The organism is Bradyrhizobium sp. SMVTL-02 (assembly GCF_051853005.1).
In the GTDB taxonomy this organism is placed as follows: domain Bacteria; phylum Pseudomonadota; class Alphaproteobacteria; order Rhizobiales; family Xanthobacteraceae; genus Bradyrhizobium.
Window position 1 is genome coordinate 5,806,123 of sequence record NZ_CP182469.1, and the last position, 15,583, is coordinate 5,821,705.

General features: G+C 65.4%; 18 protein-coding genes. 13 read left to right on the forward strand and 5 right to left on the reverse strand.

Annotated elements, in window-relative coordinates:
* Window positions 1-54: 54 nt before the first annotated feature.
* Entirely contained in the window at window positions 55-1,413 is a 1,359-nt protein-coding gene (locus ACNJYB_RS27795) for a histidine kinase (protein ID WP_439369707.1), read from the reverse strand.
* Window positions 1,414-1,607: 194 nt separating this feature from the next.
* Between ACNJYB_RS27795 and ACNJYB_RS27800 the strand changes: the two genes are divergently transcribed.
* Both ACNJYB_RS27800 and fghA read left to right on the forward strand, forming a co-directional pair.
* On the forward strand, window positions 1,608-2,228 hold the full coding sequence (locus tag ACNJYB_RS27800) for a response regulator (protein WP_439369708.1): 621 nt from the start codon (window positions 1,608-1,610) through the stop codon (window positions 2,226-2,228).
* 76 nt (window positions 2,229-2,304) lie between these two features.
* On the forward strand, window positions 2,305-3,150 hold the full coding sequence (fghA, locus tag ACNJYB_RS27805) for an S-formylglutathione hydrolase (RefSeq protein WP_439369709.1): 846 nt from the start codon (window positions 2,305-2,307) through the stop codon (window positions 3,148-3,150).
* Between the two features lie 25 nt (window positions 3,151-3,175).
* On the opposite strand, the gene ACNJYB_RS27810 is transcribed toward fghA, so the two are convergent.
* Window positions 3,176-3,745, reverse strand: a complete 570-nt coding sequence (locus ACNJYB_RS27810) for a DUF3280 domain-containing protein (RefSeq protein ID WP_439369710.1) — start codon at window positions 3,743-3,745, stop codon at window positions 3,176-3,178.
* Window positions 3,746-3,805: 60 nt separating this feature from the next.
* Between ACNJYB_RS27810 and ACNJYB_RS27815 the strand changes: the two genes are divergently transcribed.
* The 6 genes from ACNJYB_RS27815 (at window position 3,806) to ACNJYB_RS27840 (ending at window position 8,844) form a co-directional block, all read left to right on the forward strand.
* Window positions 3,806-4,987, forward strand: a complete 1,182-nt coding sequence (locus tag ACNJYB_RS27815; RefSeq protein WP_439369711.1) for an ABC transporter substrate-binding protein — start codon at window positions 3,806-3,808, stop codon at window positions 4,985-4,987.
* A gap of 193 nt (window positions 4,988-5,180) precedes the next feature.
* Complete coding sequence (locus ACNJYB_RS27820; protein WP_439369713.1) at window positions 5,181-6,149, forward strand: YVTN family beta-propeller repeat protein; 969 nt, start codon at window positions 5,181-5,183, stop codon at window positions 6,147-6,149.
* Window positions 6,146-6,952: an ABC transporter ATP-binding protein gene (locus tag ACNJYB_RS27825; RefSeq protein WP_439369714.1), complete on the forward strand. Its 807-nt coding sequence runs from the start codon at window positions 6,146-6,148 to the stop codon at window positions 6,950-6,952. Before ACNJYB_RS27820 ends, ACNJYB_RS27825 begins: the two co-directional genes overlap by 4 nt.
* Window positions 6,949-7,797 (forward strand): ABC transporter permease, encoded by an 849-nt coding sequence (locus ACNJYB_RS27830; RefSeq protein WP_439369715.1) that lies wholly within the window; start codon window positions 6,949-6,951, stop codon window positions 7,795-7,797. Before ACNJYB_RS27825 ends, ACNJYB_RS27830 begins: the two co-directional genes overlap by 4 nt.
* Window positions 7,794-8,408: a hypothetical protein gene (locus tag ACNJYB_RS27835; protein ID WP_439369716.1), complete on the forward strand. Its 615-nt coding sequence runs from the start codon at window positions 7,794-7,796 to the stop codon at window positions 8,406-8,408. The genes ACNJYB_RS27830 and ACNJYB_RS27835 overlap by 4 nt, the downstream gene beginning before the upstream one ends.
* A 136-nt stretch (window positions 8,409-8,544) precedes the next feature.
* A complete protein-coding gene (locus ACNJYB_RS27840; protein WP_439369718.1) occupies window positions 8,545-8,844 on the forward strand; it encodes a copper-binding protein in 300 nt (99 codons plus the stop codon).
* A gap of 247 nt (window positions 8,845-9,091) precedes the next feature.
* Here ACNJYB_RS27840 and ACNJYB_RS27845 read toward each other — a convergent pair whose 3' ends face one another.
* Window positions 9,092-9,646, reverse strand: coding sequence for a PQQ-dependent catabolism-associated CXXCW motif protein (locus ACNJYB_RS27845; RefSeq protein ID WP_439369720.1), 555 nt, complete (start codon window positions 9,644-9,646; stop codon window positions 9,092-9,094).
* Window positions 9,643-10,527, reverse strand: a complete 885-nt coding sequence (locus ACNJYB_RS27850; RefSeq protein WP_439369721.1) for a substrate-binding domain-containing protein — start codon at window positions 10,525-10,527, stop codon at window positions 9,643-9,645. Before ACNJYB_RS27850 ends, ACNJYB_RS27845 begins: the two co-directional genes overlap by 4 nt.
* Before the next feature lie 129 nt (window positions 10,528-10,656).
* Between ACNJYB_RS27850 and ACNJYB_RS27855 the strand changes: the two genes are divergently transcribed.
* Both ACNJYB_RS27855 and ACNJYB_RS27860 read left to right on the forward strand, forming a co-directional pair.
* On the forward strand, window positions 10,657-11,580 hold the full coding sequence (locus tag ACNJYB_RS27855) for a quinoprotein relay system zinc metallohydrolase 2 (protein WP_439369722.1): 924 nt from the start codon (window positions 10,657-10,659) through the stop codon (window positions 11,578-11,580).
* A gap of 51 nt (window positions 11,581-11,631) precedes the next feature.
* The gene (locus ACNJYB_RS27860; protein WP_439369723.1) at window positions 11,632-12,450 is read left to right on the forward strand and encodes a quinoprotein dehydrogenase-associated SoxYZ-like carrier; all 819 of its coding nucleotides are present in this window, start codon (window positions 11,632-11,634) and stop codon (window positions 12,448-12,450) included.
* Between the two features lie 216 nt (window positions 12,451-12,666).
* Here ACNJYB_RS27860 and ACNJYB_RS27865 read toward each other — a convergent pair whose 3' ends face one another.
* Window positions 12,667-13,026 (reverse strand): hypothetical protein, encoded by a 360-nt coding sequence (locus tag ACNJYB_RS27865; protein WP_439369724.1) that lies wholly within the window; start codon window positions 13,024-13,026, stop codon window positions 12,667-12,669.
* Between the two features lie 84 nt (window positions 13,027-13,110).
* On the opposite strand from ACNJYB_RS27865, the gene ACNJYB_RS27870 reads away from it, so the two are divergent.
* Genes ACNJYB_RS27870 through ACNJYB_RS27880 form a run of 3 tightly spaced genes read left to right on the forward strand, consistent with a single transcriptional unit; the run spans window position 13,111 to window position 15,551 of the window.
* The gene (locus tag ACNJYB_RS27870) at window positions 13,111-14,094 is read left to right on the forward strand and encodes an ABC transporter substrate-binding protein (RefSeq protein ID WP_439369725.1); all 984 of its coding nucleotides are present in this window, start codon (window positions 13,111-13,113) and stop codon (window positions 14,092-14,094) included.
* Between the two features lies 1 nt (window position 14,095).
* Complete coding sequence (locus ACNJYB_RS27875) at window positions 14,096-14,833, forward strand: ABC transporter permease (RefSeq protein WP_439369726.1); 738 nt, start codon at window positions 14,096-14,098, stop codon at window positions 14,831-14,833.
* Window positions 14,823-15,551: an ABC transporter ATP-binding protein gene (locus ACNJYB_RS27880; protein WP_439369727.1), complete on the forward strand. Its 729-nt coding sequence runs from the start codon at window positions 14,823-14,825 to the stop codon at window positions 15,549-15,551. Before ACNJYB_RS27875 ends, ACNJYB_RS27880 begins: the two co-directional genes overlap by 11 nt.
* Window positions 15,552-15,583: the final 32 nt, after the last annotated feature.

Below are 15,583 nucleotides of genomic sequence, written 5' to 3' on the forward strand. Positions count from 1 at the left end.
TCCGCACACGTTTTCCCGACCTAATCGGGAATTTTTCCCGATCGTGTCGCGCCATCAGGCCGCCGCCGTCGGCACCAGCGCCTCGATGGTCAGGCCGCCGTCGCCGGAGACAACGTCGAGCGTGCCGCCGAGCGCCAGAATCCGCTCGCGCATGCCGACGAGGCCGAAGCCGAGCTTCTGGCCCGGCTGCATGCCGCGGCCGTTGTCGCTGACCCGCACGCGGGCGCAGAGGCGGCCACCGCGCGTCAGTTGCTCCGCCGGCTCGATGACGACCTTGACCGCGGTGGCGCCGGCATGGCGGAACACGTTGGTGAGCGCCTCCTGCACCACGCGGTAGATGGTGAGGTCCGCGGTCTCGCCGGTCGTCCCCAGCCGCGGCGAGATCGTGGTCTCGATGGTGACGTCGGGATGCGACTCCCGCCACAGCCGGGACAGTGATTCCAGCGCCTGGCCGAGGCCGAGTTCGGCAAGGCCGACGGGCCGCAGGCGCTCCAGCACGCGGCGGGTGAATTGCTGGAGCGCGTTGATCTGCTCCAGGAGGGCGCTGCCATGCTTGCGCACCGCCTCTGCACTCGGCGCCTTGCCGTCCGCGAGCTTTGCCAGCGCGCTGGCATGGGCGCGCAGCGAGAACAGATACGGCCCGAATTCGTCATGCAATTCGCGCGCGATCTCCTTGCGCTCGACGTCCTGCAGCGACACCGCGCGCTCGGCGAGGCGCCGCTTGTCCTCGACCGCCTCGCCGAGCGTCGCGGCAAGATGGTTGAGCCGGGTGCAGATCGCGGCGAGCTCCGGCGCGCCGCCCGGCGCGACACGCGCCTCGTAGTCCCCACCTTCGAGCTTCCCCATCACCTGCGTCAGCGACTGGAGCGGTGCCAGCGCCCGGCCGACCACATTCATCATCAGGAAAAACAGCGCGAGCGCGACCACCGAGCCGACCTCGAGCTGGGTCACGATGCCGTCCCAAATCTCGGCGATCTCGTCATCGGGATGCGAGGTGATCCGCAGCGAGCCCGGGCTGCCGCGGATCGACACCGGCACGTTCACCGCGGTCTGCTCGGGATGAACCAGGTTGACGAACCACGCCGGTGGGGCGCGCGTGTCGTCCTCGGCGTCAGGCCGCGGCGGCGTCAACGGGTTCCCGTCGGAGTCGTGAAGCGCGATGCTGACATGGCGCAGGCGGCTGAGATCGCGGGCGATCTGGTTCAGCCGCGCATCCGGATCGGGCGCCTCGTTGAGATCGGCCACGATCATCTCGATGAATTCACGCGCGAGGCGGATCACGCTCTGGTCCTCGGCCTGCACGCGCGGCCCCGCCTCCGCGACCTGGCGGCCGATATTCACGGCGAGGCCCAGCGCCAGCAGCAGCGCCAGCAACAGGTTGATGCGCCCGCGCAAGGATAGATTCTGCCACATTGATGCCGCCCGTGCCTCGCGAAAGGTTCGCCCGCGCCTGTCTGACGACGTTGACAGGGACGAAGCGCCCGATATCTAATCGAAAGCGTACAGCAATCCCGGCCGGGTTGCATGAGGCGACATGAGGGCGCGCGGCGCTCCTGTTCGAATCATGCGGCGCGACAACAGGCCGTCGCTGTTACGGGGAAACGCCTATGCGCATTCTGATCGTCGACGATCATCCCATTGTCGCCTCCGGCTGCCGTGCCGTGCTGGCCGACGAGGGCGAGATCGAGATCCTGGAGGCCGCCGACGCCGAAGACGGCGAGAGCGTCTTCATCGTCGAGCGCCCCGACCTCTGCATCATCGACATCAACCTGCCGACGGTGTCCGGCTTCGAGTTCGCACGCCGCATCCTCGAGCGCGCGCCCGAGGCCCGCATCATCATGTTCAGCATGAACGACGACCCGGCTTTCGCCGCGCGCGCGATCGAATGCGGCGCCAAGGGCTACGTCTCCAAGACCGGCGACCCCGACGATCTGGTCGAGGCGATCCGTGCGGTCGGCGGCGGCGGCACCTATCTGCCCACCGCGATAGCGCGCAGCATCGCCTTCGCAGGGCCGACGCTGGCGCAAAGCCCGCTGTCGAAGCTGAACGCACGCGAGATGGAAATCTTGCGGCTGCTCAGCGCCGGCAAGAGCCTGTCCGAGATCGCCTGGCTGGTGCAGTCGTCCTACAAGACGGTGGCCAACACCTCCTCGATCATGCGACAGAAGCTCGGCGTGAAGACCTCGGTCGAGCTGGTCCGGCTGGCGATCGACAGCGGCGTCGCCTGACGACACGCGCCGCCGCAACTTCGGTCACACAAGCGTTGCAATGTTGATGTGGTTGGATGCCACTGGAGCTTAGGGCATGACGATTCAGACCGTCTCGACCAACAAGTCCTACGGCGGCGTGCAGGGCGTCTATCGCCATGCCAGCCAGGCGACCGGAACCGACATGGTGTTCTCGGTTTATGTTCCGCCGCATGCCGCCGGCGCCAAGCTGCCCGTGGTCTGGTACCTCTCCGGCCTCACTTGCACGCATGCCAACGTCACCGAGAAGGGCGAATTCCGCAAGGCCTGCGCCGAGCTCGGCCTGATCTTCGTCGCGCCCGACACCTCGCCGCGCGGGCCCGACGTGCCCGGTGATGCCAACAATGCCTATGATTTCGGTCTCGGCGCCGGCTTCTATGTCGACGCGACGCAGGAACCGTTCGCGCGCAACTATCGCATGTGGAGCTATGTCACGGACGAGTTGCCCAAGCTCGTGGCGGGAAATTTTCCCGTCGATGCCAAGCGGCAGTCGGTGATGGGACACTCGATGGGCGGCCACGGCGCGCTGACGGTGGCGCTGCGCAACCCGCACCGCTACCGCGCAGCCAGCGCATTCGCGCCGATCGTCGCACCATCGCAGGTGCCCTGGGGCATCAAGGCCCTGACCGGCTATCTCGGACCGAACAAGGACACCTGGCGCAACCACGACGCGGTGGCGTTGATCGAGGACGGTGCGAAATTTTCCGGCTTCCTGGTCGACTACGGCGATGCCGACAATTTCCTGAAGGAGCAGCTCAAGCCCGAGCTGCTCGACGCGGCCTGCAGCGAGGCCAACATCCCGCTGACGCTGCGGCGCCAGCCAGGTTATGACCACAGCTATTATTTCATCTCGACCTTCATGAGCGATCATCTGCACTGGCACGCGGCGAGATTGACGGCGTGATCTTCCTTCCCTTCTCCCGCCCTACTCACGGCTTGCCGTAATTCGGCGCCAGCAGGCGGTTGCGGATCAGGTAGCTCATCGTGCGCGTCCAGGATTCGTCGGTGTTGCCGCGCATGTCGGCGCTTGCGGCGGTGATCATGTTGCCGGTCTTCACGTCGCGCAGATAGATGTTCAAATTGATGATCAGGTTCGAGACCTTCTGCACCATGCCGGTGATCTCGAGCTCGGCGCCCAGCTGCCCGGCGAGCTTGAGGTCGCAGCCGCCACAGGCCTGCAGGTTCGCGCGACGGGCGGCATCCCTGACCGGCGCGATGTCGAGCACCTGGAACTTGCCCGACTCTGCCAATTCCTTGCGCAGTTGCTCGCTGATGCGCTGGAGCCGCGCCTCCTCGGGCTTGGAGCCGTAGAACTCGCCGGGCAGGCTGGTGTCGATCAGCTCGAAATCAAACACGGCGAGCTTCGGCGGATCGGCCAACGCGGTCGATCCCGTCAACGCCAAAGCTGCGATCGTCAATAATGCTCGCATGATCGTGATTCCCGCCCTCAGGCGCGCAAGGACGAAATGCGGGGTTGCATGCCCTGACAAATCGGTCATGTTTGAAGCAGAAACAATTCTCCACCGGCGGTCAAGCCGGGGAGAATGCCTGGAGGAAATATGATCCGATGGTTGGTCGGCCTGATCGGCTGGAGTCTTGCCGCGACGAGCGCGCTCGCGGCCGACCCTGTCACGATCGGCGTCGGCTATCTCGGCGTCGCCGGCACCAGATCGACGCTGTCGCTGGTCGAGCAGCCCGCCGAGAACGACGGCGTCGCCGGCGCCCGCCTCGCCATCGAAGACAACAACACCACCGGAAAATTCACGGGCCAGCGGTTTACGCTGGAGGAGCGCCGCATCAAGGAAGGCGAAGACGCGGTGCAGGCCGCAACCGCGCTCGCCGAGAAGAACGGTTTCATCATCGCCGATCTGCCGGCCGATGCGCTCTTGAAGGTTGCCGACGCCCTGCGCGACCGCGGCACGTTGCTGTTCAATGCCGGCGCGATCGACGAGCGGCTGCGCGAGGCCGATTGCCGCGCAAATGTGATCCACACCGCGCCGACTCGAGCGATGCTGGCCGATGCGCTGGGGCAATATCTGGTGTGGAAGAAGTGGTCGCGCTGGCTGCTGGTGGTCGGCTCGCATGAGGACGACAAGCTGTTCGCCGATGCGCTCCGGCGCACCGCGACGCGGTTCGGCGCCAAGATCGTGCAGGAGCGCACCTTCGAGGACAAAGGCGGCGCGCGGCGCACCGACTCCGGCGTCACGCAGATCCAGCGGCAGATGCCGGTATTCACGCAGCAGGCGCCCGCCCACGACGTGCTGGTCGCCGCCGACGAGAGCGAGGTGTTCGGCGCCTACCTGCCCTATCGCACCTGGGACCCGCGGCCCGTCGCGGGCTCGGCCGGCCTCGTGCCCCGCAGCTGGGACGCGTCGCAGGACCAGTGGGGCGCGATCCAGATGCAGAACCGCTTCATCAAGCTGAATTCGCGGCGCATGACCGCGCTCGACATGCAGGCCTGGACCGCGGTGCGCATGATCGGCGAAGCCACCTCGCGCACCAATTCCGGCGACGTCAGCAAGGTCACCGGCTTCATCAAGGGCCCGGACTTCTCGGTGGCCGCCTTCAAGGGCACGCGGCTCACCTTGCGCGACTGGAACCTGCAGCTGCGCCAGCCGATCCTGCTGGTCGACGGCCGCATGGTGGTGTCGGTGTCGCCGCAGGAAGGCTTCCTGCACCAGGTCTCCGAACTCGACACGCTCGGCTACGACCGCCCGGAGAGCAAATGCAAGCTGAAGTGAGCATTGTGCGATGAGTTCAAGCTGGTACCGCGACGACACTGGGCCCCCTCCCCCGCTCGCGGGGGAGGGTTGGGGAGAGGGTGTCTCCACGACGAAGACTCCCCACGAGGAAAGAGCCCTCTCCCGCATCGCATCTTACGATGCGATGCGACCTCCCCCGCAGGCGCGGGAGGTGAAACGAGCTCGCGGACAGATGTCGCGTAAGCTGGGAGCAGCGTTGCTGGCGGGTCTAGCGTTTGCGACAGCGCCCGCGCATGCGTTCATCGCTTATGTCTCGAACGAGAAGAGCAACACGGTCTCGGTGATCGATACCGACAGCTGGACCGTGACCAAGACCATCAAGGTCGGCCAGCGCCCGCGCGGCATCGAGTTCACGCGCGACGGCAAGTTCGTCATGGTCGCGGTCGGCGACGACGACACCATCCAGCTGATCGACGCCAAGACGCAAAGCGTGGTCGACAGCCTGCCCTCCGGCCCCGACCCCGAGCTGTTTGCCCAAGATGCGGCGGGAAAAATTCTCTATGTCGCCAACGAGAACGACAACACGGTGACGGTGATCGACCTTGAGAAGCGCGCCCGCCTCGGCGACATCCAGGTCGGCGTCGAGCCAGAAGGCATGACCATCAGCCCCGACGGCAAGATGCTGATCAACACGTCCGAGACCACCAACATGGCGCACTTCATCGACACCAGTTCGCGCCAGATCGTCGCCAATGTGCTGGTCGATGCGCGCCCGCGCTTTGCCGAATTCAAGCATGACTCTTCCGAAGTCTGGGTGTCCTCGGAGATCGGCGGCACCGTATCGGTGATCGACCCCGGCAAGCACGAGGTGATCGGCAAGGTCACGTTCGAGATTCCGGGCTTGCGGAAGGAGGCGATCCAGCCGGTCGGCATCGGCATGACCAAAGACGACAAGACCGCCTTCGTCGCGCTCGGCCCCGCCAACCGCGTCGCCGTGGTCGATGTCGCCTCGCGCAAGGTGACGAAATACCTGCTGGTCGGACAGCGCGTCTGGCACATGGCATTCACGCCGGACGAAAAATACCTGCTCACCACCAACGGCGTGTCGAACGACGTGTCCGTCATCGATGTTGCCGCGCAAAAGGTGATCAAGACCATCCAGGTGGGCGAACTGCCCTGGGGCATCACGATCACGCCATGACCAGCCCCGCTCCCATCACCGAACCGCGCGACACGCCGAAGCCCGATCCGGCCGCGGTGCCGGCGCTCGCGATCGATGGTGTCAGTCATTCCTACGGCCCGCGCCGCGCGCTGATGGACGTCTCCTTCAACGTGCAGCCCGCGAGCTTCACTGCGCTGCTCGGGCTCAACGGCGCAGGCAAAAGCACGCTGTTCTCGCTGATCACGCGGCTGTTCGGCATCCAGTCCGGCCAAGTCGGCATTTTCGGGCATGACGTCAGCAAGAGTCCTGGCGAGGCGCTGCGGCTGCTTGGCGTCGTGTTCCAGCCGCGCACGCTCGATCTCGACCTGTCGCTGACGCAGAACCTGCTCTATCACGCCGCGCTGCACGGCATCAGCCGCCGCGAAGCCGCCGCGCGCAGTGCCGATCTGCTCGGCCGCATCGGGCTTTCCGAGCGCGCCGGCAGCAAGGTCCGCGACCTCTCCGGCGGCCAGATGCGCCGGCTGGAGATCGCCCGCGCGCTGCTGCACCGGCCGCGTCTGTTGCTGCTGGACGAGCCGACCGTCGGCCTGGATGTCAAGGCGCGCGCCGACATCATCAGCCATGTCCGTCAGCTCGTGACCGAGCAAGGCATCGGCGTGCTCTGGGCCACGCACCTATTCGACGAGATCCTGCCCGGCGACGATCTCGTGGTGCTGCACCAGGGCAAGGTGCTGGCGCGGGGACCGATGAGCCGCGTGATTACGGAGGCCGGCGCGCAGGACGTCAACACCGCCTTCATGCGCCTGACCGGCGCGCAAACCATGCCGGGAGGCGGCTCATGAGCAGCATCACCACGCGCGATGCGCCGCGCGGTTTCTCGACCGCGGAGTACATGACCTGCCTCACCGGCATCGTCTGGCGCGAGGGCCTGCGCTTCCTGCATCAGCGCGAGCGCTTCGTCTCGGCGCTGGTGCGGCCTTTGGTGTGGCTGTTCATCTTCGCCGCCGGCTTCCGCCAGGTGCTCGGCATCTCCATCATCCCGCCCTACGAGACCTACATTCTCTACGAGGTCTATATCGCGCCCGGGCTGATGGCGATGATCCAGCTCTTCAACGGCATGCAGTCCTCGCTGTCGATGGTCTATGACCGCGAGATGGGCAACATGCGCACGCTGCTGGTGAGCCCGCTGCCGCGCGGCTTCCTGCTCTTCTGCAAGCTGCTCGCGGGCACCGCAGTGTCGCTGCTCCAGGTCTATGCTTTCCTGCTGATCGCCTGGTTCTGGGACATCACCCCGCCGCCATCGGGCTATCTCACGGTGCTGCCGGCGCTGATCCTGTCCGGGCTGATGCTGGGCTCGCTCGGCATGCTGATCTCCTCGGGCATCAAGCAGTTGGAAAACTTCGCCGGCGTCATGAACTTCGTGATCTTCCCCATGTTCTTCGCCTCTTCCGCGCTCTATCCGCTCTGGCGGGTGCAGGAGGGCAGCCCCTATCTCTATTATCTCTGCGCGGCCAATCCGTTCACCCATGCGGTCGAGCTGATCCGCTTCGCGCTATACGGACAGATCAACTGGGTCTCGCTGGCAGTGGTCGCGGCCTGCACAATCGTCTTCATGACCGGCGCAATTCTGGCCTATGATCCCTCGCGCGGGCTGGCGCGACGGGCGCCTGCGGGAGGCGAAGGATGAAGGTTCGGGTTCTGGCGACGGCTGTCCTAGTGCTCGCTGCTGCGAGCACGGCCGCGCGCGCGGCCGATCCGCGCTTCCCGGACTGGCCCTGCACACAGGCAAAAGTGCCGGAGATCTCGCTTGCCGCCGTCTGGGCCGGTCCTGCGCTCGGTGACGCCGAGACGAAGTGGAAGGACGACGCCAAGGTCAGCACCCTGGTCTCAAAGCTGGCCGCGCGCAAGACGCCGCTGGACGAGGCGGAAAAGATGGTGAAGGAGTTTCTCGCAGGTTCCGCCGCCGATAAGACTGCAAACGCCAAGCTGCTGTTCGCCGGCCTGTTCGACACGCTCAACGTCCAGCGCTCCCAGGTCATGCTCGGGCTCGAGCGCGTCAGCCGCAAGCAGCGCGACGCCGCCGACAAGATCCGCGAGGAAACGCTTCAGCTCCAGGCCCTGCAGAGCGCGTCTCCGCGCGACGAGGCCAAGATCGAGTCGCTCAGCAACGAGCTGATCTGGAAGACCCGCATCTTCGAGGACCGTCACAAGGTGGTGCGCTTCGTCTGCGAGGTTCCAACCTCGATCGACCAGCGCCTGTTTGCGCTCGGCCGTGTGATTCAGCAGGAAATGGAATAGCGTCAGCTACGCTGACGGCTCACGAAAAGTTCCCGCGATGGCCTCGGAAGCGTTAACCTTTTGCCGCGCTATCTACCGGAACCAAATCGATTTATGATGGCTTGTCGAAGTCAACTCCAGACGTCAGGAGACCTCGATGGGAACAACAAAATTCATTTTCGCGGGCGCTGCGGTCATCAGCGTGCTCGCCTCCAGCGCTCTCGCTGACGACATGACCGGAATGGTCACGCGGATCGATCGGCTCAACGGCACGATTTCGATCCAGCAGACCCAGAAAGGCACGGTCGGCGGCAGTGCCGGCGGCGCTGGCGCGCTCCAGGAGTACAAGACCAAGGACGCCGCGATGCTGGACGCGGTCCATGCCGGCGACAGGGTGACGTACTCCGCCACGGAGACCAACGGTACGGGGACGCTGACGAAGCTGCAGAAGCAGTAGCGCTGGTATTTTCGCCTCCCCCGCTCGCGGGGAGAGGCCGGATTGCATCGAAGATGCAATCCGGGTGAGGGGGAGTCTCGGCGAGTTCGTCCGATCGATTTAGCGACACTCCATCCACACCGTCATTGCGAGCGCAGCGAAGCAATCCAGAATCTTTCCGGAGGGACTCTGGATCGCTGCGGTCGCAATGACGAGGAGAGAATTGCGTCCCTCTCCAGCACCGTCATTGCGGAGCCAATTCAGACGCCTACTGCTCCGGGCGCGGCTCCGGCCGTGCATCTTCCGTGGGGAGGTTCGCGCGCTCCCAGCCGTCGGTGCCTTCAGGGTACCAGGCGATGTTGGAGTAGCCGTAGGCCTGCGCGCGCTTGGCCGCATTCCACGACATCCAGCAGTCGGCGAGGCAATAGATCACCAGCAGCGCGGCCTTGTCGCCGCGCGAGGCACGCGCGAGGCCGCGCTGGAGATAATCGTCCATCGCCGGCGGCAAATTGCCGTAGCCGGTATCGGGCAGCCAGATGCTGCCCGGGATGTTCTTGCGCGGGGCGTCTCGCCACACCGTGCCTTCGGGCAGGTTCTTCGGCTTCGGCGGACGCGGCATCACGTCGACAAACGCGCCGCTCCTGGCGCGCCAGATCGCTTCGGCTTCCGCCGTCGCGAGGACGCGCGCGTTCGCCAGCGTCGCCGGCACCGGCGCGCGGTAATTGTCGGTGCGGTAGTCCTCGGGCTCGAACGGCTCCTGCTGGGCCAAAGCCGGCGCCGCCAGAATGGCGGCAACCAGCACAGTGGCGACAGACCGTCTCATGGCATCTTCTTGGCGGTCTCCGCGCCGAGCGGCCGGTCGCTCTCGTCCAGCAGCGGCACGCCGAAATCGAGCAGGATCTTGTTGATCTCGCCCTGGTTCTCCTGGATCAGCCTGTTGAGCTGCCGCTTCCAGTTCTGGTCGGCGGGCCGCACGCCCATGCCGATGCGATAGACCAGCTTCGGCCCCGTCGTTTCCTTCACCAGCGGCGTGACATGGAGCGAAGAGCCGGCCTTCTTGGCGTAATAGCCGGCCATCGGCCCCCACAGCACGCCGGCATCGATCTTGCCGGCGGCGAGGTCGTCGATCATCGCCTGCGCCGAATTGTCGAACCGCGTATCGATCATCAGCGGATAGGGCTTTGCGTCCCCCATCAGGCCTGCAAGCGCCATGTTGGTTGCAGGCGGTGTTCCGGCGACGATACCGACATGCTTGCCCTTGAGGCGCGCGTCCTCGAGCGTGTCGACGTCCTCGAGACCGCTTCCGGTCTTGGCGACCAGCGCATAGGTCGTGCGGTAATAGGGATTGGTGCCCTGCACGAGGTCGTCGCCTTGCGGGAAGCCCATGATGACGTCGCAGCGATGCGCGCCCAGCGTCATCCGCACGAAGCCGGTAGCCTGCGGGAAGAACACGTAGTCGAGCTTCTTCTGCAGCTTGTCCGCCAGGAATTCGGCGAGCTTGTTCTCGAAGCCCTCGCCCTTCTCGTTCGAGAACGGCAGATTGCGCGGGTCGGCGCAGACGCGCAGCACCTTTGGATCGACCAGTTCGAACGAGAGATCGCCGGTCTCACTCGTCTGCGCAACGGCGACATCGCCGAGTGCGCGGCATGCAACCAGGACCCATAGTGAAAACAACCAGCGACGATGTCGTCCGGCCTTCGTCATCGCGCTTCCTCCTCGTTTTGTTTGAATGTTATCCATGCAACGCATGACGCACCATGTCTTGCCAAGCTTTGTGCTGGCCTTGCTTTGTTGCAGCGCAATGCGGAAAACCCTTGGAACTGAGGCGGAAAAGTGTCTCGCATTGCCCTCGTGATCGCAGCCTTGTCCCTCGGAACAGCGACGCTAGCACGCGCCGGCGCGGCCGAATTGCCTGTGAGCGAAGTGGCGCCGGGAATCTTCGTACACTCCGGGACCATCGCCCTGATGAGCCGCGAGAACGCTGGCGACATCGCCAATGTCGGCTTTATCGTCGGCGAAGATGCGGTGGCCGTGGTCGACACCGGCGGCAGTTTTCGCGAGGGCGAGGCGCTGCTGGCGGCGGTGAAGGCACGCACCACCAAGCCAATCCGCTACGTCGTCAACACCCACGGCCATCCCGATCATGTCTTCGGCAACGCCGCCTTCGTGGCGGAGGGAACCAGCTTCGCCGGGCACAGCAAGCTGCCGCAGGCGCTGGCGAGCCGCGGGCCGTTCTATCTCGACAATTTCAGACGCATCATGGGCGGCGAGCTGATCGATTCCGTGAAGATCGTGCCGCCCACCCTGCTCGTGACGGACACATTGACGCTCGACCTCGGCTCGCGCCGCCTGACCTTGCGCGCATGGCCAGTCGGGCACAGCGACAATGATCTGACCGTGTTCGACGAGAGCACAAAGACCCTGTTCGCCGGCGATCTCGTCTTTCTCCGCCACATCCCGGTGATGGACGGCAGCATCCGCGGCTGGCTGACGTCGCTGAAGGATTTGGAGGCCATCCCCGCGCTGCGCGTCGTTCCCGGTCACGGCCCTGTGAGCGCTTGGCCTGCCGCGCTGACTGAAGAGCGGCGTTACTTGTCAACGCTGCTGTCTGACGTCCGCGCCCTGAACAAGAAGGGCCAGCCGATCCGCGTCGCCGCGGACGAGGCGGCCGCCGGGGGGCGGCCGCACTGGCAATTGTTCGACGACTACAACGCCCGCAACGCAACTGCAGCATTTTCGGAAATTGAATGGGAGTAGCGGGCGCGCTACGCTCAGGCCGAATTCTGCTTCGCGCGCAGGATCATGACCATGACGGGATGCACACGCCGCCTGCCCCTGATCGCCCTGCTCCTCGGCATCGCCTTCGCCGTGCCGGCGCAGGCGGAAGAGGCCTACGATCCCTGGCCGAGCCTGGTGCAGGACATCTTCAGCAACCGTCCGATGAACGACGGTGCCGACATCATCGGCATCGAGATGCCGTATCGCGCCGAGGACGCGGCGATCGTGCCGGTGACTCTGCGCAGCAAGCTGTCGCCGGCTGATAGCCGCCGCATCCGCTTCATCACGCTGGTGATCGACCGCAATCCCGCGCCGATGGCGGCGAAGTTCGAGCTCGGGGCAGATGCCAATGTCACGGAAATCTCGACCCGCGTGCGCGTCAACAACTACACCGATGTCCATGCGGTGGCCGAGCTGAGCGACGGCCAGCTCTACGTCTCGAAAGTCTATGTGAAGGCCTCCGGCGGTTGCTCCGCACCGGCGGGAAAGAACATCGAGGAAGCAAGGAACCGGCTCGGCCAGATGCGCTACCGGCAATTCGCCCGTGAGGACGGTCCTGCGAGCCGCGTCCGCGAGGCTCAGATCATGATCGGCCATCCCAACAATTCCGGGCTGCAGATGGACCAGGTCACGCAGCTCTATATTCCCGCCTTCTTCATCAACCAGCTGAAGCTGACGCAGGACGACAGCCCCGTGCTGTCCATGGAAGCCGGCATCTCGATCTCGGAAGATCCCAATCTGCGCTTCACCTACGTCTCCAACGGCGCCAAGCGTTTTCGCGCGGAGGCAAAGGATACGGACGGGCACGTGTTCCGGAATGAATGGGACGTGGAGAAGCCGGGGACGTAGTTTCTCCAGGCTACCACTGACTCCCCTCTCCCCTTGCGGGAGAGGGTGGATCGCCGCGTAGCGGCGAGACGGGTGAGGGGTATTTCTCCGCAGTTGATACTGTTAGACGCCTGAGTATCTGAGTATGAGGAGACATACCCCTCATCCGGCGCTTCGCGCCACGTTCTCCCACAAGACAAGGGGAGAAGGAAGAGGGCGCCGTCTGTGCCGCAATAGCTAGAAACACCTCACCTCGGCTTCCGCCTGCGCCCGGCGCAGATCATTCACCGCCGAATTCGCCTGCTCCGAGGTCCGGAACTGCACGCCGAGATTACCGCGGACCTGGGACATGCTGAGCGCGGTCTCCGCGGTCACATAGCGCTCGTAGGGCACGATCGAGGCGACCACGTCGATCGAGCAGGAACATTGCTCGATCGCCGACCGTGTCTCGCCATTGGCCTTCATGCAGCCATAGACATATTCCGCGCGTGCTGCGGTCGGATAGTCATTGGCCTCCCCGGCCCGCGCCACGCATGCGGTCGCCGCCAATACCGCCCATGCGGCGACAATCGGTCGTAGCTGCCCGGCCAGTTTCATGCGCGTCCTCTCGCAGGTTGCGACCAAAGCTATGCTATGCCTATTGTCCTGAAAAGCACTCTGTCAGAGGAAGCGGCTCACAAGGTGACGAGAGTTTTGGGACGAATATCGGCGCTTGCGGTGACGCTGGCACTGACGCTGGGTGCACCGGCTCACGCGGCGGATACCATCCGCATTGCGGTGCAGAAGACCGGAACATTCTCTTGGGAGCTGGCCGCGATCCGCGGCACCGGCCTCGACAAGGAGGCCGATCTGTCACTGGAGGTCACAGAGCTCGCGAGCACCGAAGCCGGCAAGATCGCGATGCGTGCAGGCAGCGCGGACATCATACTGTCGGACTGGCTGTGGGTGTCGCGCGAACGCGCGATGGGCGCCAAGCTCACCTTCTATCCCTATTCCAGCGCGCTCGGCGCCGTGATGGTGCCTGCGTCCTCGCCACTTCAGACGCTCGCCGACCTCAAGGGCCGCAAACTTGCGGTCGCCGGCGGGGCGATCGACAAGAGCTGGCTGCTGTTGCAGGCGCGGATGAAGCACGACGGCATCGACCTGAAGTCGGACGCGACCATCGTCTACGGCGCCCCGCCGCTGATCGCGGCCAAGGCGCTCGACGGCGAAATGGATGCGAGCCTCAACTTCTGGAATTTCTGTGCCCAGCTCGAGGCCAAGGGTTTTCGGCGCCTCGCCAGCATCGAGGAGATTTTGCCGAACCTCGGCGCCAAGGGAGCTGTTTCCGCGGTCGGCTACGTCTTCGACGAGAGCTGGGCGGCGAGCCATAAGGATGCCGTCGCCCGCTTCATCGCGATGACCCGCAAGGCCAAGCAGCTGCTGGTCACATCCGATACCGCCTGGGACAAGGTCGCGCCGCTCACCGGCACGTCCGATCCGGCCCTGCTCAAGACCTACCGCGACCGCTACCGCGACGGCATTCCGCGCCGGAGCATCGACGACGAGGAGAAGGACGCGCGCGTGCTCTACCGCGTGCTGGCCGAGACCGGCGGCCGGGATCTCGTCGGCCCCGCGGCCGAGCTCGATCCCGGCACCTTCTATCACGCGATCCCCGGAGACTGAGGTGCTGCGCCTTCTGTCGTTCGCCCTGTTTCTCGTGACCTGGTGGATTACCGCACTCCTCGTCGGCGGCGCGAAGCTGCCCTCCCCCCCGGCCGTGCTTCAGGTGATGGTCGCGGAAGCATCGAGCGGCGCGCTGTTCCTGCATCTCGGGGCGACGCTGGCCCGCGTCGCGCTCGCCTTTATCTTGGCGATGTCGCTCGGCAGCGCCATCGGCTATTTGATGGGCCGAGTGAAGCTTGCCGACCGGCTCGGCGATCCCTGGCTGATCCTGCTGCTCAATCTACCGGCGCTGGTCGTGATCGTGCTCGCCTATATCTGGGCCGGGCTCACCGAAGCCGCGGCCATTGCCGCGATTGCCATCAACAAGCTGCCGACGGCCATCGTCACCCTGCGCGAGGGTACGCGCGCGCTCGACCGTTCGCTAGACGAGATGGCGAGCGTGTTCGCGATGCCGCGCTGGCGCGCGTTCCGCCACGTCGTGCTGCCGCAGCTGGCCCCCTATATCGCGGCCTCGGCCCGCTCCGGCCTGTCGCTGGTGTGGAAGATCGTGCTGGTCGCCGAACTGCTGGGACGGCCGAACGGCGTCGGCTTCGAGATCGGCGTTGCCTTCCAGCTGTTCGACACGCCGCGGCTGCTGGCCTATTCGCTGACATTCGCCGCCGTCGTGCTCGTCATCGAGACCTTGCTGGTGCAGCCGTTCGAAGCCCGCGCAAACGTGTGGCGGCCCCGTGCGGCTTGAGGTCGATATCACCGGCAAGACCTTCAGGAGTGCCGCGGGCGGAACGCACGAGGTGCTGGCGCCGGTCAAGTTCGCGCTCCAATCCGGCGAGGTCGGCGTGCTGATCGGCCCGTCGGGCTGCGGCAAGAGCACGATGCTGCGCATCATCCTGGGATTGGACCACGACTTTGCAGGCCGCATCGCGCGGCCGCCGGAGGCGCGCATCGGCATGGTGTTCCAGGAGCCGCGGCTGCTGCCGTGGCGCTCCGTCGAGCAGAATGTGCGGCTCGCCGCGCCTGAAGTTACCGAGGCCAAGCTGTCCGAGCTGTTCAGGATTTTGGAATTGGAAGCCCATCGCAGCCATTTCCCTGGCGAATTGTCGCTGGGGCTTGCCCGCCGCGTTGCGCTCGCCCGTGCCTTCGCTGTCGAGCCCGATCTCCTGGTGCTCGACGAGCCTCTGGCCTCGCTCGACGACGCCCTCGCAGGCCGCCTCCGTGAGGAGATCGCGACGCTGGTGGCGAGCCGCCCGGTGATGACGCTTTTGGTGACACACAGCCTGGATGATGCAGTGCGCCTGGGCGACCGGCTGTTCTTCCTGTCGCCGCGGCCGGCGCGGATCGTGGCCGAGGTGCCTATCGGCATTCCCCGCGGCACGCGCGGCGAAGCCGAGATCGCGGCGATCAAGACCGGCCTCGCCCAACGAATTCACGGCGACCGCACCGAGCGGGATGTCTCATAGCCGGTCGCCTGGCGGGCGTGCTAGACAGGCAG